Source organism: Actinomyces urogenitalis (assembly GCF_002861525.1).
GTDB classification, from domain to species: Bacteria; Actinomycetota; Actinomycetes; order Actinomycetales; family Actinomycetaceae; genus Actinomyces; species Actinomyces urogenitalis.
The window spans coordinates 101,740-124,262 of the sequence record NZ_PKHA01000002.1 but is presented as its reverse complement, the minus strand read 5'-3'; the positions used below and the strand labels follow the sequence as shown (position 1 = coordinate 124,262).

15 protein-coding genes are annotated in these 22,523 nt (G+C 70.5%); 2 read left to right on the top strand and 13 right to left on the bottom strand.

Annotated features, from left to right (window positions below):
• Positions 1-138 precede the first annotated feature (138 nt).
• Entirely contained in the window at positions 139-606 is a 468-nt protein-coding gene (locus CYJ26_RS03255) for a DUF6912 family protein (RefSeq protein WP_101637936.1), read from the top strand.
• A 5-nt stretch (positions 607-611) separates the two neighbouring features.
• Here CYJ26_RS03255 and CYJ26_RS03250 read toward each other — a convergent pair whose 3' ends face one another.
• The 3 genes from CYJ26_RS03250 to CYJ26_RS03240 form a co-directional block, all read right to left on the bottom strand.
• Positions 612-3,803, bottom strand: coding sequence for an AAA family ATPase (locus CYJ26_RS03250; protein WP_180950836.1), 3,192 nt, complete (start codon positions 3,801-3,803; stop codon positions 612-614).
• Between the two features lie 20 nt (positions 3,804-3,823).
• On the bottom strand, positions 3,824-5,149 hold the full coding sequence (locus CYJ26_RS03245) for a metallophosphoesterase family protein (RefSeq protein WP_006549093.1): 1,326 nt from the start codon (positions 5,147-5,149) through the stop codon (positions 3,824-3,826).
• Between the two features lie 71 nt (positions 5,150-5,220).
• The gene (locus tag CYJ26_RS03240; protein ID WP_006549094.1) at positions 5,221-6,081 is read right to left on the bottom strand and encodes an undecaprenyl-diphosphate phosphatase; all 861 of its coding nucleotides are present in this window, start codon (positions 6,079-6,081) and stop codon (positions 5,221-5,223) included.
• A 120-nt stretch (positions 6,082-6,201) separates the two neighbouring features.
• On the opposite strand from CYJ26_RS03240, the gene CYJ26_RS03235 reads away from it, so the two are divergent.
• A complete protein-coding gene (locus tag CYJ26_RS03235) occupies positions 6,202-7,716 on the top strand; it encodes an NAD-dependent epimerase/dehydratase family protein (RefSeq protein ID WP_316279343.1) in 1,515 nt (504 codons plus the stop codon).
• A 20-nt stretch (positions 7,717-7,736) separates the two neighbouring features.
• On the opposite strand, the gene hisN is transcribed toward CYJ26_RS03235, so the two are convergent.
• From hisN to CYJ26_RS03185, 10 genes are all read right to left on the bottom strand, one after another.
• Positions 7,737-8,564, bottom strand: a complete 828-nt coding sequence (gene hisN / locus CYJ26_RS03230; protein ID WP_034236609.1) for a histidinol-phosphatase — start codon at positions 8,562-8,564, stop codon at positions 7,737-7,739.
• On the bottom strand, positions 8,561-9,529 hold the full coding sequence (locus CYJ26_RS03225) for a hypothetical protein (RefSeq protein WP_006549097.1): 969 nt from the start codon (positions 9,527-9,529) through the stop codon (positions 8,561-8,563). Before CYJ26_RS03225 ends, hisN begins: the two co-directional genes overlap by 4 nt.
• Positions 9,526-11,247 (bottom strand): N-6 DNA methylase, encoded by a 1,722-nt coding sequence (locus CYJ26_RS11115; RefSeq protein WP_101637934.1) that lies wholly within the window; start codon positions 11,245-11,247, stop codon positions 9,526-9,528. Before CYJ26_RS11115 ends, CYJ26_RS03225 begins: the two co-directional genes overlap by 4 nt.
• Before the next feature lie 103 nt (positions 11,248-11,350).
• Positions 11,351-12,463 carry a zinc-binding dehydrogenase gene (locus tag CYJ26_RS03215; RefSeq protein WP_316279363.1) on the bottom strand — a complete coding sequence of 371 codons (1,113 nt, stop codon included), beginning with the start codon at positions 12,461-12,463 and terminating at the stop codon, positions 11,351-11,353.
• Positions 12,464-12,610: 147 nt separating this feature from the next.
• Positions 12,611-14,587 (bottom strand): molybdate ABC transporter permease subunit, encoded by a 1,977-nt coding sequence (gene modB / locus CYJ26_RS03210; RefSeq protein WP_081944970.1) that lies wholly within the window; start codon positions 14,585-14,587, stop codon positions 12,611-12,613.
• Complete coding sequence (modA, locus tag CYJ26_RS03205; RefSeq protein ID WP_006549102.1) at positions 14,584-15,402, bottom strand: molybdate ABC transporter substrate-binding protein; 819 nt, start codon at positions 15,400-15,402, stop codon at positions 14,584-14,586. Before modA ends, modB begins: the two co-directional genes overlap by 4 nt.
• Positions 15,403-15,558: 156 nt before the next feature.
• The gene (gene narI, locus CYJ26_RS03200; protein WP_006549103.1) at positions 15,559-16,353 is read right to left on the bottom strand and encodes a respiratory nitrate reductase subunit gamma; all 795 of its coding nucleotides are present in this window, start codon (positions 16,351-16,353) and stop codon (positions 15,559-15,561) included.
• Positions 16,350-17,018, bottom strand: coding sequence for a nitrate reductase molybdenum cofactor assembly chaperone (narJ, locus tag CYJ26_RS03195; protein ID WP_024036647.1), 669 nt, complete (start codon positions 17,016-17,018; stop codon positions 16,350-16,352). The genes narI and narJ overlap by 4 nt, the downstream gene beginning before the upstream one ends.
• A gap of 44 nt (positions 17,019-17,062) precedes the next feature.
• Entirely contained in the window at positions 17,063-18,688 is a 1,626-nt protein-coding gene (gene narH / locus CYJ26_RS03190; protein WP_006549105.1) for a nitrate reductase subunit beta, read from the bottom strand.
• Positions 18,688-22,464: a nitrate reductase subunit alpha gene (locus CYJ26_RS03185; protein WP_048684863.1), complete on the bottom strand. Its 3,777-nt coding sequence runs from the start codon at positions 22,462-22,464 to the stop codon at positions 18,688-18,690. The genes narH and CYJ26_RS03185 overlap by 1 nt, the downstream gene beginning before the upstream one ends.
• Between the last annotated feature and the right edge of the window lie 59 nt (positions 22,465-22,523).

Here is a 22,523-nt window from a genome sequence, read left to right as displayed (position 1 = left end):
GACGTCGCCGGGCCTGAGCCGGGGGCGTGACCGTGGGGCTCTGGTTGGCGTCAGGCAACGCCAGCCAGAGCCCCACGGCGTGAGACAGGGACTGCGCCGTAACCGCCGTCCCGCCTCATAGCAGGGCACACTGGTGCCATGCGCATCTACCTGCCGGCCACAGCCGCCGACCTGTCCGCTGCAGAGATCAGCCCCCGCACGGCCCATGCGGCAACGCAGGCCCTGGCCGCCGCCCTGCCGGAGGAGGACGAGGAGGGCCTGGAGGTCTCGGCGAGCCTGTGCGCCGCGGACTCCTCCCTGGTACGTCTGGCGGAGCCGGAGGCTAGCGGGCTTGCGGACCGCCGTGTGGTGGTGGCGGCTGACGTTGACCCCGCTGACCTGCGTGAGCTGGCGGTCGAGGGGGACACCCTGCCCGGGACGGTGGAGGTGACGGTCCCGGTCAGCTGGGATGACGTCGCCGCCCTCCTCGTTGACGACGTTGAGGCTGAGTCTGACGTCCGGCTGGCTCGCACCGGGGACGAGGAGGCCTTTGAGCGTGCCGCGGATGCTGACCTGCTGTGGTTCGACGTCTCCGAGCGAGGGCACCTGGCGTCCCAGCTCGGTTGAGGTGGCTAGGAGGCCACGACTGTCAGTCGTGAGCCCTCAGGCGTTGCGGTGACCCTGACCTGGTCGGGGATCTGACGGCGCAGCTCCTCGACGTGGCTGACGATGCCGACCGTGCGCCCGCCCTGCTGGAGCTGGCCGAGCTCGTTGAGGACGTCCTGGAGGGTCTGAGGGTCCAAGGAGCCGAAGCCCTCGTCCACGAAGAGGGTTTCCATGAGGATCCCGCCGGACTCGGTGGCCACGACGTCCGCCAGGGCTAGGGCCAGGGCGAGGGAGACGTAGAAGGTCTCGCCTCCGGACAGGGTGCGTGGGTCACGAGTCCGTTCCCCGCCAAGGCGGTCCAGGACGCCCATGCCCAGGCCCCGCCGGCGGGCGCTGTTCTTTTCCTCGTCCACCTGGATGAGCTCGTAGCGTCCGCCGGACATGGTCTCTAAGCGGTGGTTGGCGAAGGTGAGCACGTCCTTGAATCGTTCGGTCAGGACCCACGTGGCCAGCGGCGTAGCCTCGGGGTTCTCACCCGCCGCCAGCGCCGCCACGTGGAGGAGGGCGGCGTTGTCCCCGACCACGGTGGTCAGATCGGCTGCGGCCTGGCGCAGGCGGCGCGCACGCGTACGCACAGACTCAGTCTGTGCCTGGACGCTGGCGTGCTGTGAGACCGCGGACTGCCAGGCCTGCTCGGCCTCGGCCAGGACCGTCCGAGCCTGCTCGAGCCCGGGCTCCTCCTGGCCCGTGAGCATGCTGATCTCCGGGCGGGCCAGGCCTGCGCGCACGCGCGCAGCCTCGGCGTCGCGCTCGCGCACGAGGCTGGACAGATGCTTCACCTCAGCCTCTGAGCGCCGTGCCGCCTCCAGACCAGTACGAGAGCTGAAGCCGGCCTTGGTCATCTCGCCTGCGAGGTCCTGCTGGGAGCTGCGTGAGGTCTGCACGAGTGCGCCGATCGTGCGCCAGTGGGCCGTCAAGGCCTCAGCCACCTGCGCGAGGCGCCCGAGCTCGGCGCGCCGCGACGCCACGGTGGTGTAGGTACCTCGTGCTGTCGCGATCTGCTCCAGGTCACGGTCTAGTGCTTGCTGCTCGGAGGCGAGCGTGGCGGCTGTGGCTGCGGCTGCCTCCTTGTGCTCGCTCAGCTGCTGGCGGAGCTCGGACTCTCGTGCTGTCAGTGAGTCCAGCTCCTCCTGCAGGCGCGTGCGTGGTTCGGCCTCCTCCTGGGCTCCGGTCAGGGCCGTGCGCGCAGCGGTGAGCTGCGCTGCTGCCTGCTCGGGCGAGCGGCCCTCGGCTGCGGCGGAGAGCTGGGTGAGCCGGGCCTGGAGAGCTGTGACCTCGGCGCGGGCAGCCTCCAGGTTCTGGCGGGCGCGAGCCGAGGACTGGTCGGCGGCGTCCAGGTCCGCGCGTGAGACGGGCTCGGCGACGGCGGAGGCAGGGTGTGGATGCTCGGACGAGCCGCATACGGGACACGGCTGGCCTGGTGAGAGTTCTCCGACCAGGGATGCCGAGGTGGCGTTGATCCAGGCGCTGCGCAGGGCGTGGGCCTGCTTCTCAACTGCGTCAGCCTCCTTGCGGGCCTGTTCGGCGCACTTCCGGGCCTGAGCGAGCGCGGTGGAGACGGGCTGAGCCTGCTCGGCAGCCTCGGCCCGGCGCCCGGCGGCCTCGTAGGCGGAGCGAAGGTCGGGCAGGCGCTCCTGGGCCTGGTGCGCCGTGGCCAGGAGCGCACGTAGCTGTTCGCCGCGCTGCGGAAGCGAGGCCAGCGCCTGACGGGTCTGTTCGGTCTGCTCGGACTGACGCTCCTGCTCCTGGCGCAGGGCGTCCAGGTGCTCGCGGCGACCAGAGACCTGGGACTCCGTGGCCTCGGCCTCCGCCAGGGCGGCGGCCTGGTTGCGTTGCTCGCGCGCCTGCGCCTCCAGGTGCGCGAGCAGACGGTCGGAGGCTGGTAGCTGGAGAGCGGTGCCCGGCTGCGGGGCGTGCGCCACCTGGTCCCAGTCGCGCACCGTGCCCAGGGTCTGCTCGCACTCACTGAGCGCCTGGGCGAGGAGCACGGTCGTGGCCTCGTCCTGCGGCTGCTGGCCAGGCTCCTGCGTCAGGACCTGGCTGGCAGCCTCAGCATCCTTGCGAGCTCGCTCGACCATGACTGCCACCGAGGCCGCCCGCTGGGCCAGCTCCAGGGTGCGGGCAGTCAGGGCGGCGTCCTGAGCGCCAGCCTCCAGCTCATCGTGAGCCTGGAGGAGAGCGCGACGCTGTGCCAGCAGTTCGGTCAGCGCCTGGGCCTTATCCAGCGCCCCACGTGCCGTCTCACGCCTGCGCTGTGCGCAGGCGACTTCGTCCTGGGCCTCGCGCAGCCGCGCCGCCGTCTGCCCGGTCACCGACGAGGTGATCTCGATGATCACCTCCTGGCCGGGCGTGGCAGCCTCGACGGCGCGACGCAGCCGCTCGGCGGCGGTGGGGTGGAGCGCCTCCGCCTCCTCTGGTGCGCTCGGGGACGGCGATGCCTCGCTTGCCCCCGCCTGCTGGGACGCCGTGCGCTCCGGACTGTGCTGGTCGGCCTCCTCGGGCGAGATAACCTCGGCGAAGGCCTCAGCAGCGGCGAGCAGACGCTGATGCGACTGCTCGACCTGCCCTCGCGCCGCCAGGGAGCGGCGACGCAGCTCCTCCTGAAGCTCGTCATAGACCCGTGTGCCAAAGACGTCACGCAGGAGCTTGTGACGCTCGTCAGACGAGGCACGTAGGAAGGTCGCGAACTTGCCCTGAGGCAGCACGATGGTCTGGGTGAATTGCTCACGGCTCAGCCCGATGGCGCGTAGCAGCTCCGCTCCGGCCTCATCCGGGCGCAGAGCAGCGTCCTGGCTCGGCCGGCCGGCAGGGTCAGTAAGCCGCCAGACCTTGAGCGAGGCCTTTTGCGTGGTGGTTCCGCTGCCGCGCAGCTTGAGCCTCTCGTAGGCCGGGGTGCGGCGCACACGGTAGGTGCCGGCGGAGGTGGAGAAGACCAGCTCGACGACGGTCTCGGTGCCGGGACCGGCCAGACGGGAGCGGATACGGTCCTTGGAGGAGTCCTTGTCCCCGGCCACGTCCCCGTACAGGGCGAAGACGATGGCGTCGATGATCGTCGTCTTGCCGGCGCCCGTAGGCCCTGTGAGCAGGAACCGCCCGGAGACGGCGAAGCGGTCAAAATCGATGACCTCGGTGCCGGGATAAGGTCCAACGGCAGTCATCGTCAGGCGGTGCAGGCGCATCAGGCGCTCCTCCTCGCTGCGAGAACGGCCTCATAGGCCTGGGTGAGGACCAGCTGCTCAGCGGCAGTCGGTTCGCTCTGCGCCGCGGCGTGAAGAAACTCATGAGCCACCTCCAGGGGATCAGCGGCCCTGGTCACGCTCGCTGCCTGGCGGGGAGCCTGGCCATCATCCTGCCGGGCGATGGCCAGCACCTCACCGAAACGCTGGCGCAGGCGCGCGGGAGCGCCCAGCGGCAGGGGACCGCGCACGATGGCACGTACCCAGGCTCCTACGGCGTAGTCGAAGGCGGGGCCTTCCAGCTCCTCCATGGTGCCGGTGACCGTCTCGATGCGGTGCGCCACTGGCGTGGGGATCCGCTCGAGCCTCGTCACGCCCTCGGCCGTCAGGTCCACCAGGACCGAGGACTTGGGCCACGGGGCCTCGGAGAAGGAGAACGGCAGAGGACTGCCGGAGTAGACCAGGCGGGGACGCGCCGATGCGCCCGATCCCGCGCTCGGGCGCTGCGGAAGGTGGATCTCCTGGGGACGGTGGAGGTGCCCGAGTGCCACGTAGTCCAGCCCGCCGCTGGAGTCGGCGACCGCAGACCCGCCCAGGGTCTCAAAGACCTCGGAGGGCACGCTGTCCACCCCGCCGACGCGGATGTCCCGCTCGGAGTCCTCACAGGCCTGCCCACCGACGACGAAGGCGTGGGCCATGACCACCACCGGCACGCGCGTCCTGCTGGCGGCACGCCGTCGGGCCAGGTCCTGGCCCACCAGGCGCAGCGCCCCACTGACCACGGCCTCGTGGCTGCGAGCCAGGCGCGCAGGTTGTGGCGGTCCAGCTGGCTCCCCGGCTGCGGGTTCCTCAGAGTCCTCTGGGTCTGCCCAGACCTCTCCTGTCCGCTCGCTCAGGAGTGCTGGCAGGACCCCGCGGGTCGCGTCCGGATCGAGGTAGGGCAGGGCGTAGACCAGCAGGCCGTCTCCGCCGTCCGGATCGGGCACGATGACCGGCTGATCTACCTCAGCCACCTGCGCGCGCACGGCCAGGGACGGGCGGAAGAGCGCCGAGCCGAAGCCCAGGCGCTGGGCGGAGTCGTGGTTGCCCGGCGCGAGCACCACCTGCGTGCGGTCCGTGAGGCGGTTGAGGGTGTCATTGAGCAGCCGAACGGAGTCCGTGGGCGGGATGGCGCGGTCATACACGTCCCCGGCGATGACGACGGCGTCGACTGACTCCGCCTCAACGAGCTCGACGAGGTGGTCCGCGAAGGTGGCGTGGGCATCATCGAGGACTCGGCCGTGGAAGGTACGTCCGAGGTGCCAGTCTGAGGTGTGCAGGATCCGCATGGACGCACCCTCTCACAGGGGTGCGACACGTATCCGTGCACGAGACCGCCGGGGCCGCTCTACGGACAGGCTCAGGCAGCGACCGTCCCCGTGGCCACCAGGACGATGATGACCAGGCCCAGCGCCACGCGGTAGACCAAGAAGCTGGTGAACTTGTTGGCGGAGACGAAGCGCAGCAGCCAGGCGATCGTCGCATAGGCCACGACGCCACTGGTGACAGTAGCCAACAGGGTGGGCGTCCATCCGACCTCGGCGGAGATTTCCGAGGCCGCGGTGACAGCCTCCAGGGCGCCTGCAGCCACGAGGGCCGGGATGCCCATGTAGAAGGACAACCGAGTCGCCGTCACCCGGTCAAAGCGTAGGAACAACCCGGCCGAGATCGTGGCCCCGGATCGCGAGATGCCCGGGAAGATCGGCGCGAGCGCCTGGAAGAGGCCGATGATGAGCGCGTCCTTGACCCCGACCTGCTCCATGCCCTTGCCCGTGGTGGCGTGTGCGGCACCGGGGGCGCTAGAGCGACGGTCCGCCAGCCACATCACCGCGCTCCACACGATCAGTGCCGCGGCGATGACCCACAGGGAGCGGGAGGTGACCTCAATGAAGTCCTTGAACGCCAGGCCGATCACGGCCACCGGCACCGAGCCCAGGATGATGCCCCATCCCAGGACGTAGTCCGGGTTGCTGCGGCGCTCAGCGTGGGCCAGGCCCGCGATCCACGCACCCACGATCCTCACGATGTCGCGCCAGAAGTAGACCACTGCCGCCAGGATCGCCCCGACCTGGATAACCGCGGTGAAGGCGGTCATGCCCACGGTGTTGATGTCATAGCCGAGCAGCTTCTCCGCGATGTTGAGGTGCCCGGTCGAGGAGACCGGAAGAAACTCCGTGATGCCCTCGACGATGCCGAGGATGACGGCGTGCAGCCAGTTCATGACGCTCCCAGCGTGAGGTGGTAGGGCTGGCACGAGGCTACCGGCCTGGCGTGGTGGCGTACCTCAGGAAGGTCGTGGTGCCCGCCTCACCTCGCTCCCGTCGGCATACCCTGGAAGGGGGTGCGGGCGAGGCCCAGCAACCTGAAGGGCCCCTCCCGGGAGCGAGTCGTGGTGAGTCAAACCAGTCTTGAGGGCCCTGCATGGGGCGAGGGACGCCGTCGGATCTTGCTGACGGGCGCTACCGGCGCCTGGGGGCGAGTGACGCTGACGGCGTTGAGGCAGCATGCTGACCGCCTTGCCATCACCGCACTCGTTCTGCCCACGCGCGATCAGGACGCCGCCGCGGAGGAGATCGGCGAGCCTGGCGCCGTCAGGGTGGTGCGCGGTGACCTCACGGACGCACCCCTCATGGCCCGTCTGGTGGCTGAGACTGACCTCGTCGTGCACCTGGGCGGCATGGTCTCGCCGGCGGCGGACCAGGACCCGGTGCGCACGCGGCGAGTCAACGTGGGGACGATGCGCAATATCGTGGCCGGGGTCAAGGCGCTGCCCGACCCGAGCAGGGTGACCGTGGTCGGGGTCGGCTCGGTGGCACAGACCGGCCCGCGTCCCCAGCCGGTGCACTGGGGGCGCGCGGGCGACCCGCTGCGCGCCTCGGACATGGACCTGTACACCCAGTCCAAGATCGCCGCCGAGCGGATCCTGGTGGACTCTGGCCTGCCTCGCTGGACGTGGCTGAGACAGACCGGGATGCTGTCTCCCGCGGTCCTGCGCCAGCGTGATCCCATCGCCCTCCACGTTCCTCTCGACGGGGTCATCGAGTGGGTCTCGGACCTCGACTCAGCGCGGTTGCTGACCAGGATCGCCCTGGGGGAGTGCGACGAGAGCCTGTTCGCACGCGTGCACAACGTCGGTGGTGGCCGGGCCTGGCGGCTGACGAACTGGGAGATCCTGACTCGTCTGGCTCGCGCGATGGGGGCACGGGGGATCAGCCAGTGGTATGAGCGGAACTGGTTCGCTACCGGCAGCTTCCACGGGCACTGGTTCACGGACTCTGACGCCCTGGAGCAGATCGTCCCCTTCCGCAGCGAGGACCCGACGACGGCGATCGCGCGGTGCGTGGCTGCCTCGCCGTGGGTCGTGCGCAGGGCCGGCTTGTGGCCGGGCTGGTTGGTCCGCGCCCTTGTCACGGGCCCGATGGCGCGGGCGCCGCGTGGCACGCTGCGGGCCCTGCACGACGGCGACGAGCGGGCCGTGCGGGCGTTCTTCGGCTCACGGCAGGCGTGGGAGGAGATCGGGGACTGGTCAGGTTTCGTGGTACCCGCGCCCTCGCGCCGGCCCAGCTACCTCGACCACGGATACGACGAGTCCGTGGGGATGCGTCAGTGGGACGCTTCGCTCTACCGGCAGGCGGCGGCCTTCCACGGAGGAGAGCTGCTGAGCGCGGACGTGGTGGCCGGGCAGGCCAGGCGGCTGCTGACCTGGCGCTGCTGCCAGGGGCATGAGTTCACGGCGAGTCCTGTGCTGGTGCTGCATGCAGGCCACTGGTGCCCGCGCTGCACTGCGGACACGCAGGGGTACGAGCGCCAAGCCGAGGAGAACGCCTTCCTGGCCCAGGTGGTCGTGCCGCGTTGACCGGTTGATGCCGTGCAGCGTCAGACGGGGTCGGTGGCCTGAGACAGGCAGGCCAGGGCCTCAGTGTGCACAAGTCCGTTGGAGGCCACGGCGTTGCCGCCCCATGGGCCGTCCTGACCGTCCAGGGAGGTGAAGCGACCCCCTGCCTCGGTGACGATGGGGACCAGGGCCGCCATGTCATACAGCTCCAGCTCCGGCTCTGCCGCCAGGTCGACGGCGCCCTCGGCCACCAGCATGTAGGACCAGAAGTCGCCGTAGGCGCGCGTGCGCCAGCAGGACTGCATGAGACCGAGCATCCCGCGCAGCCTGCCTTGCGCGGCCCAGCCGGACAGCGAGGAGTAGGACAGTGAGGCGTCGGCCATCTCCGAGACCGCTGACACGTGTAGACGCCGGGCTGAGGACAACGAGCGGCCGCTCCAGGCTCCGCCGTCCTTGACCGCCCACCAGCGCCTGCCCAGTGCCGGGGCTGAGACCAGTCCGAGGACCACCTCGCCGTCCTCAACCAGGCTCAGCAGCGTGGCCCACACCGGCACACCACGGACGAAGTTCTTCGTGCCGTCAATCGGGTCAATGACCCACTGCCGTGGAGAGTGCCCGGTGGTGCCGAACTCCTCCCCGTAGACGGAGTCACGAGTGCGAGCCCGGGCCAGGTAGTCGCGGATGCGCTGCTCGGCCTCGCGGTCCGCCTCGGTGACCGGGGTGAGATCCGGCTTGGTCTCAACCTCGAAGTCCTGGCGCTCGAAATGCGCCTGGGTGAGGGGGTCCACCTGGTCAGCGATGGTGTGGGCCAGGTAGAGGTCGTCGCGCCAGCGGCGCGAGGTGGGGGAGGGGGAGACGGACGGGCTCATGATCCGAGGGTAGCTGTGCCGTGGCGTCGTAGCTCCCGCACCCGGCCGTGGCGGGTGGACGGGGCTGCCTGGAGGATGGTGTCGATCATGGCCTCCATGAAGGGACCCGGGCCCAGCTCTGAGGGGAAGACCTCCGGGCGCAGGCGGACCTCGCCGCCGGGAAGCGGCTCGTAGCAGATGAGGGTGGTGGTCGTGTAGCCGTTGCCGTCCCCGCGGTCACGCAGCTTGAGCATCATGTCCACGGCCTTGTCCACCTGGGTGGGCTCAGCCAGGATCGCCGCGCTGACCACGAAGGCGAAGCCCACCGCCGCCAGAGGGTAGCGCGCCCGCAGGTTGCCGGCATCGCCGTAGGCCTCCTCGAAACGGTTGGCGAGGTTGTTGCCAAAGGAACCGCTCTGGGACTTGGTGGACAGAAGGAGCTCGGGGCCGGTCTGCCAGGAGGACATGACGACGTCGACCTGCTTGGTGTAAGCACGGCCGAGGATCCGAGCGTCCTGGGGAGCGACGCTGCGCATGCGGCCCAGGCGTCGCTCTAGCTCGCGGCGCAGCGGTGCGGGCAGCCCCTCCAGCAACGCAGTGAGGTCGGTGGGAAGCACACGCGGGTCCTGGGCGCGGGGCCAGACCGCGTCCGGGTCAAAGCCGGCGCGGCGGAACTCGTGCGCGAACCACGCGTCCAGCCCTTTGCCGAGCAATCCGCTCTGGGTCGTGGCCTGGGCGCGGACAGGGACGGACAGGATCCGGGCCAGCAGGTCCAGGTCAGGCAGGTAGCGTGCCCGGGGCCGTGCGTCCTGCATGGCCGGGCCCGCCAACGGCGTGGAGGACGCCTGATGATCAGGGACGGCCGCTGCCTGGCCACTGAGCTGCCACGGGGACTGCGCGCGTGCCTGGGCCACAAGCGCGTCATACTGAGCGATGCCACGTGGCGGGACCGTGATGCCTGCGGCGGTGCTGGGTGCTTGAGTCACTGGGGTCCCTTCGCTCGTGAACGACGGCGGGTGGCGAGCTGGTGGTGGGCGGAGCGCAGCTCCTCCAGGCCCTGGGCGCCGACGACGTCCGCCAGGCCCAGGATGGCGTCCACCTGCTCGCGTACCTGGCCGTGCTGTGCCTGCGCCAGGAGGCGACGCGCCTGGGGCAGGAAGGCCGCCAGCTCCTCGCGATGGCGACGCACCAACGCCAGGGCGGGCACGGCCAACCGGGCGGCCTCTCGCGGCTCCAGCTTGAGCAGGCCTCCTCCGTAGGAACGGCCCACCAGCTCCGCGCTCAGGGCCGTCACGGAGCTGGAGGCGGCGAGGGCCAGCACCGGCGCCCCGATGCCCTTGGCCTCCTCAGTGAGGTACAGGCCGTGGACGGAGTTGAGGTGGTGGACCCTGGCCTCATTGGCGCACAGCGCCACGGCCTCATTGTTCATGTAGGTGACGAACAGGTCCGCCACCTCAGGCAGCGGGACCCTCCACCACGGTGAGCGCACGCGGCACTTGTAGGCTTGGTGGACGCCGGTGGCCTCGCCCGCGACGATGTAGCGCCGTCCCGCCGCTGAGGGCCTGCCTGCGGGAGAGAACAGGAGCGTGCGCGCGCCTGAGCGTCCCAGCGCGGCCAGGGCGTGATCATCGAGAACGAGGGAGCGCAGGTGGGTTGATCCCGGAGGGCTCAGCGGCAGAAGGTCCTGCTTGCGCAGCCCCTCCTGCTTGGCACGCTGCGGGCTGAGAGCAAAGAAGTGGTTGGCGCCGCTGACCCCGCCCAGCGCGATCCTGCCCCAGGTGGACAGCTCGCCAAAGAGCGGGGTGGCATCTGGGCCCTCAGGCGTCATCACCGGCACCTGGCGCGCCTGGGCCGGTTGCGCGGCAGGCAGCGTGCTGGCCTGACCGCCGGTGAGCAGGGCGTAGGCCGGTGAGGAGGCCAGGGCCGGGGTCCAGCGGTCTCCGCGGCGCTGAGGGCGCCAGGTGCTGGGCTCGCTGCTGCGCTCCAGGGCCGCCAGGTTCGCCAGCTGGACCAGCTCAAAGTGATCGACCCCGGGGCCGTGGTGGGAGAAGCCCTCAGCCAGGAGGAGGACCACCTCCTCCTGGACGTCGGGGAAGACGCGCTGCGTGAACAGCACCAGGCGCACCGCCGTGAAGGAGCGCAGCAGGTACTCGCGGACCTCGGCGGCATAGTTGACGCTGAGCAGCTCGGCCGGAAGCACGAGTCCCAGCCGGCCACCCTCGGCCAGGAAGCTGGTGGCGTGCACGGTGAAGGCGGCCCAGGACGAGGCCAGGTTGGTCAGGCGGACTCCTTGGGCGAGCGCCGCCCGCTGCGCCTTGAGACGGCTAGGTCCGCGAAAGTCCTGGTAGCGGATATAAGGCGGGTTACCGATGACCGCCTGGACCGGCGCGGGGGCGAGGAAGTCAAAGAAGTCCCCGACGCTCAGACGTGCCTGGGTGCCATCGGCCTCCAGGAGCCGCCGTGCGCGGTCAACCGAGGCCGCGTCCAGGTCCACCCCGACCAGCTGGGACTCCTGGCCGCCGCCTCCCAGCTCGCTCAGGCGTGCGGCTGCGGCGCGCAGGAAGACAGCCTCCCCGCACGAGGGCTCCAGCACCCGATCGCTGCCCTCGCGCAGCGCCCACCGTGCGATGAAGGAGGCGATCGGCTCGGGCGTGAAGAAGGCACCGCGTTCCTTGCGCACTGCGCGGGGGTCGACGTAGCTCATGGCCCGATCCTCCCGCCTGCCACCGACACGAACTCCTGCGCCACCTGTGTCCTGGCGCCCGGCTCATCGTAGAGGACGCTGCCGTAGCATCGCCCGCCGCCAGTCAGCCAGGCACGCAGGTGGGCCGACGCCGCCGCTTGCGCTGCGCCGTCGGCCCACCCGTTGGGGGGATAACCGCTAGGTGTACCGGGAGGGGGCACACCTCAAGCATCACCTTGATCTCGCGGCGCTCGTCCATGGCCTTGTAGCCCTCGGCCGCCTGCTCCAGCGGAATGCGGGAGGTGAAGACCTTGCCGGGGTGGATCTGGCCAGCCTGGATCCGCTGGATGAGATCAGGCAGGAAGCGGCGCACCGGAGCCGGCCCGCCCAGCAGGTGGACCTGACGGAAGAACAGGTCCTGTCCGTCGATCTTCTGGTCGTGGGAGACGCCCACGAAGCCGACGTAACCGCCTGGGCGGCAGGAGGCCAGGGCCTGGTCCATGGACTCCTGGGTTCCCACGGCCTCGCACACGCCGTGCGTGCCCAGGCCGCCGGTCAGCTCCTTGACCTTGGCCGCGCCCTCCTCGCCTCGCTCGGCGATGACGACGTCGGCCCCGAACTCGCGAGCGAGCTGGGCGCGGTCCTCGTGACGGGAGAAGGCAATGACCTTCTCCGCGCCCAGGGTCTTGGCAGCCAGGACCGCGGACAGCCCCACGGCGCCGTCGCCTACGACCGCGATGGTCTTGCCCGGGCCAGCCTGCGCGGCGACGGCGGAGAACCAGCCGGTGCCCAGCACGTCGGAGGCGGCCAGGTAGTCGGCCAGGCGCTCGGGGTCCTGCGGCGCCCCACCGGGCACGACGACGAGCGTGCCGTCCGCCTGCTCGATACGCATGTAGTCGGCTTGGCTGCCGGTGTAGGAACCGGCGTTGGCGCAGTGCGAGGGGAAGCCTGCCTGGCAGATCTCACAGGTGGAGTCAGAGACCATGAAGGAGCCGATGACGAAGTCGCCGACCTTGAGGGTGGAGACCTCCTCACCGACCTCGACGACGGTGCCCACGTACTCATGCCCCATGCGCTGGTTCTCCACCGGCTGCAGACCACGGAAGGGCCACAGGTCCGAGCCACAGATGCAGGCGGCAGCCAGCTTGATGACGGCGTCGCCGGGCGCTGCGACGTGGGGGACCGGGACCTCCTCGACGACGATGTCGCCGGGGGCGCGCATGATGACGGCCTTCATGGTGTCGGGAATGGTGGGTGCAGACTGCGCAGTCACCGTGTTCTCCTCAGATTGGGGCGTGTTCTGACTCGCCTCCAGGCTATGGCGGGCTTATCGCGCGAACCAGGTACTGCGGGGGCCACCGTTGCCGCGCGCTGGCGCAGGCGCCTACGGGGAGGGGACAGGCGCGGGGAGGATTCGGACCTGGACGGCCTTGACCACGGCGCTCAGGCAGGCACCGACCTCGATGCCAAGATCGGCCACGGCCCCCGCGGTCACGACGGCGGACAGATGCTGGTCCGTGCCTTGCGGGCCGGCCACGGCCAGGCGCACGGTGACCATCGCCCCCGCCTTCTCCAGCCCAGTGACCCGCACCGGCAGGTGGTTGCGTGGTGACCCACCCGGATCGTTCTGGCTGAGCGGGTAGAGGCCGACGGCGTCGGGCGGGACGAGCGCGACGCCCTCGCCTCCGGCCGCGCCCTCCCAGTCCTCCTGCGGGCGGCCGACCAGGCGCAACCCGGCTCCGAGCACGAGGGCCGGGGCGTCGGCGTCGCCGTCAAGAGTGCCGGCGAGTACCGCGGTGCCGGTCAGCTGGGCGGCAAAGTCGGACACGGGGGCTGCCAGCACGCGTGCCACCGGCCCCTGCTGGGCGACGTGCCCCTCCTCCAGGACGACGACGTCGCTGGCCAGCGAGGTCAGGTCCACGACGTCATGGGTCACCAGGAGCAGGGTCAGCCCTTCCTCAGCCACACGTTGGCTCACCAGGGCGCGCATCTGGGCGCGAGCGTCCACGTCCAGGGCGGCCATGGGCTCGTCGAGGACCAGGACGGCGGGCCGTGTGGCCAGCGCCCGGGCCAGAGCCACGCGCGCCGCCTGGCCTCCCGACAGCTCGCTGCCCCCGCGGCCAGCCAGGTGTGCGGCGCCCACGGCCTCCAGCTCAGCCATGGCCAGGGCGCGGGCTCGGGCACGAGGCATGCCCTGGCAGCGTGGCCCGAAGGCCACGTTCTCCAGTACGGACATGTGGCCAAAGACGCCGGGCGCCTGGGCCAGCAGCGCGACGTCGCGGCGCCCGGCCGGGACAAAGACCCCCGGTGCGTCCGCCAGCCGGTCGCCCACGGTGACCTCGCCGCCCTCAGCCTCAAGCAGGCCGGCCAGCACCGCGCAGGCGGTGGACTTGCCGGACCCGTTGGGGCCGATGAGCGCCGTCGCCCCACCGGCTGGCACCGTGAGGTCGACGGCGACGCCGCGCTCGCGCGAGGAGAAGGCCAGGCGGACCTGGCGGCCCCGTGGCACGGCCTCGCTCACCTCTCGCCGCCCTGCACCCGCCTGGCTGGTGACCGTGGTGGGCTCCGGGCGAGGCGGCCTCAGGCGCAGGACCAGCTGCGGCCAGGGGACGTTGGTGGCGCCCACGACGACGAAGGACAGAGCGATCAGCACCACCGCCAGGGCCAGGGAGGTGGCGGTGTCGTTCTCGCGCTCCAGGTAGATCGCCAGCGGCATCGTGCGGGTCACCCCCTCCTTGGAACCAGCGAAGGCGATCGTCGCCCCGAACTCCCCGAGGCTGCGCCCCAGGGCGAGGGCCGTGCCGCGTGCCAGTGCCGGGGCCACCAGCGGCAGCGTGATCCGGCCCAGGAGCGTCCAGGGACCAGCCCCCAGGGTGCGGGCGATGGTCTCGGCGTGGGTGTCGCGTGAGCGCAGCGCCGCCTCCAGGGTCACCACGAGGTAGGGCATGGAGACGAAGACCTGCGCGATGACCACCGCGGCGGTGGTGAAGGAGACCTGGAGGCCGAGCTCGTCCAGGACGGGGCCGAGCACGCCACGCTTGCCCAGCGTCGCCAGCAGCGCGATACCAGCCACGACCGGCGGCATGGTCATGGGCAGCACCGCGAGCACCCGAGCCAGGCGCACCCCGGGCCAGGACCGTGAGAGCACCAGGGCGCTGGGAACCCCGAGCGCCACGCTGATGAGCGTGGAGACCAGGCAGGTGCGCAAGGACAGCCCCAGAGCCGCCTGGGCCGAGTCAGAGCCCAGCAGCACGGGCAGCTCGGTCCAGGCCACGCGTGTGCCCAGTCCGGCCAGCGGCAGCACGATCACGGCCCCGCCCAGCAGGGCGAGGACCAGGACGAGGCGGGGCAGCTGCCTCACTTGGACGCCGGCGCGCCGAAGCCGTAGGTGTCCTGGAGGACCTTCTGGCCCGCCTCGGACAGGATGAAGTCGACGAAGGCCTGGGCGGCCTCGGCCTGGGCCGCGTTCTTGGTCACGGCGATGGGGTAGTGGTTGACCACGGAGTTATCGGGCAGGGCGATGGACTCCACCTTGTCCCCGGCGTCCGCGGCGTCGGTGGTGTAGACGATGCCGGCGTCCGCCTCGCCGGACTCGACCTTGCCTCGCACGTCCGTGACCTTCTGCTCCTCGGAGACCGGGCTGAGGGTGACGCCGAGCTCGTCGGCGAGCTTTGCCGTCGCCTCACCACAGGGCACGGCCGGGGCGCAGATGACCAGGTCAGCCCCCTCCAGGGAGGAGTCCAGGCCGGTGACGCCAGCCGGGTTGCCCGCGGGCACGATCAGGGTGAGCACGTTGGTGGCGAACTCGGTGGACTGGCCCACCAGGTCCTGCTCGGTGGCGTCCTTCATCGTCGAGGTGTTGGCAGTGGCCAGGACGTCCGCGGTGCTGCCCTCGGCCAGGGCGGAGACCAGGTCCTGGGAGCCCTGGAAGTCGAAGGTGACGGAGAGGTCCGGGTGCTGTGCCGTGAAGTCGTCGGCCAGCTCCTCGAAGGCGTCCTGCAGGGAGGCGGCGGCGAAGACCGTCAGCTCACCGGACAGCGAGGTGGCGGAGGCCTGGTCGTCGGCGGTGGCGGAGGCCTGGGAGGAGGTGGCGCCGGACCCGCATCCGGCCAGCGCAGCGGCGGCCAGGGTCAGGGCGGACAAGGTGGTCACTACGGTGCGGCGTGAGCTGCGCATGGCGTTCCTTTCGGGGATGAGGAGGATTGCGAGGAACGGCCCGCCAGGCTCCCGCCCCGGTCCCGCTCCCCCCGGGCGCCGTCATGGGCCTGCCTGGCTGGCAGGGACGATGGCGCCGCCGCCAGTATAGAAGTCAGCCTGCGCCGCCAGCTGCGCTCACGCCCCCTGGGACGGGGCGAGGTCGTCGTCCCCCTGGTTGCCGGTGCCCTGGGTACGCACCGGCCTCCAGCCCGGCCGGTAGACCGAGGAGGTCGGTCCCGCAGGACGGGAGCGGTAGACCACGTAGGGCCGCGTCACGTAGCCCACCGGTGCCGAGACCACATGGACCAGCCGAGTGAAGGGCCAGATCGCGAACAGGAGCAGCCCCGCCACGATATGAGCCTTGAAGACCAGCGGGACCTCGGCCATGAGCGAGGCGTCAGGCTGGAGGGTGAGGATCGAGCGCAGCCAGGGGCTGATGGACTCACGGTAGTCGTAGCCCCCGTCCAGGCCGCCCAGGAGCTGGGTGGAGGCCGTTGCCCAGGCTCCCAGGAGGATCGGGACCGCCAGCAGGACGTACATGATCGTGTCATTGGTGGTCGTGGCCAGGCGCACCGACTTCACGACCACGCGACGATAGAGCAGCCCCACCAGGCCCACCACCGTCATGATCCCGGCGATCGTGCCCGGGATCACGGCGGCCAGGTGGTACACGTGCTCCGGTATCCCTGCCGCCTCGGTCCAGCTCTTGGGCAGAAGCAGGCCCATGACGTGGCCCGCCCCCACCAGCAGGATGCCGACGTGGAACAGCGGTGAGGCCCAACGCAGGATCGCCGACTCGTTCCACTGCGAGGAGCGGCTGGTCCAGCCGAACTGGTCGGTGCGGTAGCGCCACACCAGCCCCACCACGAGCAGGACGAGGCAGACATAAGGCAGTGCCGTCCAGACGACGGCGGACTCGAAGGTGCTCATGCGCGTTCCTCCTGCCGACGAGCAGCGGGTTGGCCAGCCCCTCGGGCTGGCGCGGTGGGGTAACGGACGGGAGTGGTGGGGAAGGGCAGGAGGTCGGTGACCCCGACGGTCTCGGTAGGCGGCCCGGCAGACACCAGCGCGCGCACGCGCTGGGCGGTGGCCTGGTCGATCTCGGGCAGGGTCAGGCACACCGCCTCCACGAGGCCGGCATAGGGGCTGGTCGCCTGGGTCAGGGCCGTGCGCAGCACCTCCAGGCCCTCGCGGTGGGAGGAGAGCAGCACCTGGGCTACCTCGTCACCACCGCAGCGGGCTGACAGCTCCAGCACCACCGGCAGGTAGTCCGGCAGCTCGTCACGGTCCATCTCGTAGCCGGTTGCCGCCAGGGCCTCCTTGAAGGCCAGGATCGCGGCACCACGGTGCCGGGTGTCGCCCACCGCGTAGTAGCTCAGGTACAGGCAGCAGCGCCGGCGCTGGTCAAAGGTCGCCACGTAGTGCTCGGCCATGGCGCGCTGGCCGCGCTCGCGGGCACCGCGGACAAAGGTTTCCAGGGGCTCACGCACCGTGGCGGGGAGGCTGCCGGGCGCGCCCAGAGCCTGCTCGACGGCGTCCAGGCGAGCGGTGAAGGACTCCTCACCCGGGTAGTCCAGCAGCAGTGAGGCGGCCATGTGCACGGTGGCGCGCTGGTGCTCGGTCAGGGGCAGCACGGCTCTCACTGCTCCTGCCGGTAGCCGGTACCGGCTGCGGGGCCGGAAGGAGCAGGCACCGGCTCACGGCGCACCACCGGGACGGGCAGCATGACCGGCGTCGTCAGCGGTGAGTCCGCCTCAGGGCCGGCCTGGCCGTGGAAGGAGGCCACCGTGTGGCAGCCGGCCGGGGCTCCCTGGCCCAGCAGCGTGCGCACGTCCGGTCCCATCGCCGCCATACCGCGGGGCACCTCGGGGGAGGTGGTGGGGATGACGTAGCGGTCGTCGTACTTGGCGATGGCCAGCAGCCGGTACATCGCCTCCAGGTGCTCGCCCGTGACTCCTACCGCTGCGGCGATCGCCGGGTCAGGGGTACGTCCCAGCGTCACCTCGCGCATATGACAGCGCATGGCGGCGAGCCTGCGCAGCGAGAGCTCGACGGGGTTGGTGTCCCCGGCGGTCAGCAACCCGGCCAGGTACTCCAACGGGATGCGCATATCCGCTACCGCCGCCAGCAGCACGCGGTGGTCCTCGGCGTCCATGCCGGTGGAGGCGACCTCGTCCACCACGGGGGACAGCGGCGGGATGTACCAGACCATCGGCATGGTGCGGTACTCCGGGTGCAGAGGCAGGGCGACCTCGTAGGTCTGGATGAGGTCCCACAACGGGGAGGCCTGGGCGGCCTCGATCCAGCTGGCCGGCACGCCCTCGGCCCGCGCAGCCTCGACGACGGCGGGATCATGAGGGTCGAGCAGGATCTCCCGCTGGGCCATGTACAGGTCCTGCGGGTCGGCCACGGCCGCGGCCTGGGAGACCCGATCGGCGTCGTAGAGCAGCACGCCGAGGTAGCGCAGGCGCCCCACGCAGGTCTCCGAGCACACGGTGGGCTCGCCCACCTCCAGCCGGGGGTAGCACAGCGTGCACTTCTCCGCCTTGCCGGTGGCGTGGTTGAAGTAGACCTTCTTGTAAGGGCAGGCGGACACGCACATGCGCCAGCCACGGCAGGCGTCCTGGTCCACCAGCACGATCCCGTCCTCGCTGCGCTTGTACATCGCACCGCTCGGGCAGGCCGCCACGCAGGTGGGGTTGAGGCAGTGCTCGCAGATGCGCGGCAGGTAGAACATGAAGGCCTGGTCGATCTCGGTGCGGACCTTCTCGTTCATCCCGGCCAGGACCGGGTCCTCGGCCAGGGTCTCCATCGAGCCGCCCAGGTCGTCGTCCCAGTTCGGGCCCCAGGAGATCGTGGGCATGTACTGGCCCGTCAGCTGGCTCTTGGCCCGTGCGACCGGCAGCGTGGCGCTGTTCTGAGGGGCTGAGAGCAGCTTGTCGTACTCATACGTCCACGGCTCGTAGTAGTCCTCGACCCCAGGCATCTGCGGGTTGGCGAAGATCGTGGCCAGCTTGCGCAGCCGCCCGCCTCCACGTGGGACCAGCCGCCCGTTGGCCGTGCGGACCCAGCCACCCTTCCACCGCTCCTGGTCCTCCCAGGAGCGCGGGTAGCCCACGCCCGGACGGGTCTCGACGTTGTTGAACCACATGTACTCCGTGCCCTCGCGGTTGGTCCACGCCTGCTTGCAGGTGACCGAGCAGGTGTGGCACCCGATGCACTTGTCGAGGTTCATGATCATGCCGATCTGAGCCATCACCTTCATCAGAAGGTCACCTCCTGGTTGGAGCGGCGGCGGATGACCGTGACCTCGTCACGGTTGTTGCCGGTGGGGCCGATGTAGTTGAAGGCGTAGGACAGCTGGGCGTAGCCGCCGGCGAAGTGCGAGGGCTTGAGGACGATGCGCGTGAGCGAGTTGTGCGTGCCTCCGCGTTTACCGGTGGACTCGGTCAGCGGCGTGTTCATCGTGCGTTCCTGGGCGTGGTACATGAAGACCGTGCCTTGCGGGATGCGATGGGAGACGATGGCACGCGCGGCGACGACGCCGTTGCGGTTGTAGGCCTCGACCCACTCGTTGTCCCTGACGCCGATGGTCTCGGCGTCCTGCGGGCTCATCCAGATCGTCTGGCCCCCACGCCCCAGGGTGAGCATGTGGAGGTTGTCGTAGTACTGGGAGTGGATGGCCCACTTGTTGTGTGCAGTGATGTACCGCACGGCCACCTGCGCCTGGCCCGACTGTGCGGAGCTGACCGTGCCCGGCGACTGCTCTCCGTAGAGGGTGGTGAAGTCCAACGGTGGGCGGAAGGTGGGCAGGGCCTCGCCCATGTCCCGCATCCAGTCGTGATCGAGGTAGTAGTGCATCCGCCCGGTCAGCGTGTGCCAGGGCTTGGCGTGCTCGACGTTGACCACGAAGGCGCTGTAACGCCGTCCGCCGTGCTCCGAGCCTGACCACTCGGGTGTGGTGATGACGGGCTGGGGGCGGCTCTGCGTCTGGGCGAAGGTGACCTGCTTGCCGGCCTCCTCCTGGCTCAGGCTCGCCAGCTGCGTGCCCGTGCGGCGGGAGAGGGTCTGCCATCCCTGTGTGGCCAGGCGCCCGTTGGTGGCTCCGGACATGTGCATGACGGCGTCGCCGGCCTTGATCGGGGTGTCAATGAGCGGACGTGCCTTCCCAGCGCCCTCGCCCGTGCCGTGGGCGCGGCGCAGCGCCTCGATCTCCTTGTCCGGCACCAGCATGATCCCCTTGGTGGGGATGCCGGGGGACTCCACCAGCGGCCCGATCGTGTTGAACTTGTTGAGCAGCTGGGTGTAGTCACGCTCGACCGCGATGAGCTTGGGCATGGTCACCCCGGGCACCCACTGGTGGGGCAGGTGGGACACGTCCCCGTGGGCCATGGTCATCGCGTCCGGGGTGTCGTGGGTCAGCGGGGCGGCGACGACGTCGGTCTGCGTGCCCAGGTACTTCGGTGCCCACTGGGCGATCATGCCTGCCAGCTGCTGGTAGATCGCGAAGTCGGTACGCGCCTGCCACGGCGGGGTGATCGCCTCGTTGAAGGAGTGGATGAAGGGGTGCATGTCCGTGGTGGACAGGTCGTACTTCTCGTACCAGGTCGCCGCCGGCAGGACGACGTCGGAGTGCAGGGTGGTGGAGGTTGTGCGGAAGTCCGCGGTCCACATGAGGTCGAGCTTGCCCTGCGGGGCCTGGTCCCGCCAGGTCATGGAGACCGGACGCCTGCCCTGCGGGGTCTCGGTGGCCTGGACGTCATTGTCAGCGCCCACCATGTGACGCAGGAAGAACTCCGTGCCCTTGGCCGAGGACCCCAGCAGGTTGGTGCGCCACGAGGCCAGGATCCGCGGGAAGTTCTCCTCGGCGTCCGGGTCCTCGCAGGCAAAGCGCAGCTCGCCGCGCTCAAGCTGGTCGACGACGTAGTCCGCCGGGTCCATCCCGGCCTGCCTGGCCTGCTGGCCCAGGAGCAGAGGACTGCGGTTGAAGGTGGGGTAGGAGGGGGTCCACCCGCGCTTCATGGACTCCACCATCGTGTCCGCGGTGGTCTTGCCGGCCAGGCTCCCGGCCCCCAGTGGTGAGGCCAGGCGCTCGGCCGGGGTGGCGTCATAGCGCCACTGGTCGGTGGTCAGGTACCAGAAGCCCGTGGAGATCATCTGCCGGGCCGGGCGCACCCAGTCCAGGGCGAAGGCGAACTGGGACCAGCCGGCGATGGGACGGACCTTCTCCTGACCCACGTAGTGGGCCCAGCCGCCGCCGTTGACCCCCTGGGTGGCGCACATCGAGGTCAGCGCCAGGATCGTGCGGTAGATCTCATCGGCGTGGTAGTAGTGGTTGATCCCCGCGCCCATGACGATCTGGGAGCGGCCGCCGGACTCGATGGAGTTGCGCGCGAACTCCCGGGCCACTCGGATCATGGCCGGTCCGGACACGCCCGTCAGCTCGCTCGCCCAGGCCGGGGTGCCTGGCACCGTGGCGTCCTGGTAGTCCGCAGGCCACTGGCCCGGCAGGCCCTCCCGCTTGACGGCGTAGTTGGCCAGCAGGAGGTCGTAGACGGTGGTCACCATTCGCCCGTCAGCCAGGCGTGTGGCCGGTACGCCGCGGCGCAGGATGCCGCCGCCCACGCTCCCGGTGGGGGTGGCTGAGCTGGGCAGGTCAAAGCGCGGCAGCAGCACCTCGACGGCCTCGACGACGCCGTCGGCCGCGCCGGGCTCGGACAGCTCCATCATGCTCATGACCGGATCCACGCCCTCCATGAGGAGGTTCCACCGGCCCTCGCCCTGCGGGGTGAAGCGGTCGGCCAGGGTTCCACCGGGATCAGCCGGTCCGCGCTCGCGGTCCCACACCAGCGGGCGGAACTCGTTGCGGGTGGCGTCCTCGGCTGCTGAGCCGGGCACGCAGTCGGCGGTGAGGAATCGGCCAGGGACGTAAGCGCCGTCGTCGCGGGCCTCCAGGTCGATGAGGAAGGGGGAGTCGGTGTGACGGCGCATGTAGTCCAGGAAGAAGGGCTCGCCCTGGCCGACGTGGAACTCGGAGAGGATGACGTGGCCCATGGCCATGCCCAGTGCCCCGTCGGTGCCCGGCGCCACTCGCAGCCACTGGTCGGCGAACTTAGTGTTGTCGGCGTAGTCGGGGGAGACCGCGACGACCTTCTGGCCGTGGTAGCGCGCCTCGGTCATGAAGTGGGCGTCGGGGGTACGGGTGAGCGGCAGGTTGGAGCCCCACATGATGAGGTACTGGGAGTTGTACCAGTCCCCGGCCTCGGGCACGTCGGTCTGGTCCCCGAAGACCTGCGGGGAGGCAGGGGGCAGGTCGGCGTACCAGTCGTAGAAGGAGAGCATGGTGGCGCCGATGAGCTCGTGGAAGCGCGCGCCGGCACCGTAGGAGAGCATGGACATGGCTGGGATGACGGAGAAGCCGGCGCAGCGGTCCGGGCCCCAGGTGCGAATGGTGTGGACGTAGGCCGCGGCGATGATGTCCATGGCCTCGTCCCAACCCACGCGCACCATCCCTCCCTTGCCGCGGGCGGACTTGTAGGCGCGGGAGGTGACCGGGTCACTGGTGACCTCGGCCCAGGCGGCCACGGCGTCGCCGCCCAGACGCTGGCGCGCGGCGCGGAAGGCGTCCAGCAGCACCGAGCGGACGTAGGGGTAGCGGATGCGCGTGGGGGAGTAGGTGTACCAGGAGAAGGACGCCCCGCGCGGGCAGCCACGGGGCTCGTACTCGGGCATGTCCGGTCCGGTGGTGGGGTAGTCGGTGACCTGCTTCTCCCAGGTGATGACGCCGTCGGTCACGTAGACCTCCCAGGCGCATGAGCCGGTGCAGTTGACCCCGTGGGTGGAGTGGACCATCTTGTCGTGGCTCCAGCGCCGGCGGTAGAAGGTGTCCGCCTCGCGGCCGCCCTCCAGGAACAGGCGGCGTGCGTCCTTTGAGGGCTTGCCTCGGCGCAGATAGGAACCGAGCGCGAACAGCCCGGGCACGGACTGCACGGGGGTCTCAGGTCCGGGGACCACGGGCTGGGAGGAGGGGGAGTCGGTCATCGCTGCTCCTTGAGGCGGGGACGGTGAGGTCGGTGGGCGGCTGAGGCTCGGCGCTGGGC

Excerpts from the sequence above, each read along its gene's own strand:
- CYJ26_RS03185 (WP_048684863.1), bottom strand. The coding sequence starts at position 22,464 with ATGACCGACTCCCCCTCCTCCCAGCCCGTGGTCCCCGGACCTGAGACC.
- CYJ26_RS03250 (WP_180950836.1), bottom strand. The coding sequence starts at position 3,803 with ATGACTGCCGTTGGACCTTATCCCGGCACCGAGGTCATCGATTTTGAC.
- CYJ26_RS03240 (WP_006549094.1), bottom strand. The coding sequence starts at position 6,081 with ATGAACTGGCTGCACGCCGTCATCCTCGGCATCGTCGAGGGCATCACG.
- CYJ26_RS03255 (WP_101637936.1), top strand. The coding sequence starts at position 139 with ATGCGCATCTACCTGCCGGCCACAGCCGCCGACCTGTCCGCTGCAGAG.
- hisN (WP_034236609.1), bottom strand. The coding sequence starts at position 8,564 with ATGAGCCCGTCCGTCTCCCCCTCCCCCACCTCGCGCCGCTGGCGCGAC.
- narH (WP_006549105.1), bottom strand. The coding sequence starts at position 18,688 with ATGAAGGTGATGGCTCAGATCGGCATGATCATGAACCTCGACAAGTGC.
- CYJ26_RS03245 (WP_006549093.1), bottom strand. The coding sequence starts at position 5,149 with ATGCGGATCCTGCACACCTCAGACTGGCACCTCGGACGTACCTTCCAC.
- narJ (WP_024036647.1), bottom strand. The coding sequence starts at position 17,018 with ATGGCCGCCTCACTGCTGCTGGACTACCCGGGTGAGGAGTCCTTCACC.
- narI (WP_006549103.1), bottom strand. The coding sequence starts at position 16,353 with ATGAGCACCTTCGAGTCCGCCGTCGTCTGGACGGCACTGCCTTATGTC.
- CYJ26_RS11115 (WP_101637934.1), bottom strand. The coding sequence starts at position 11,247 with ATGAGCTACGTCGACCCCCGCGCAGTGCGCAAGGAACGCGGTGCCTTC.
- modA (WP_006549102.1), bottom strand. The coding sequence starts at position 15,402 with ATGCGCAGCTCACGCCGCACCGTAGTGACCACCTTGTCCGCCCTGACC.
- CYJ26_RS03215 (WP_316279363.1), bottom strand. The coding sequence starts at position 12,463 with ATGAAGGCCGTCATCATGCGCGCCCCCGGCGACATCGTCGTCGAGGAG.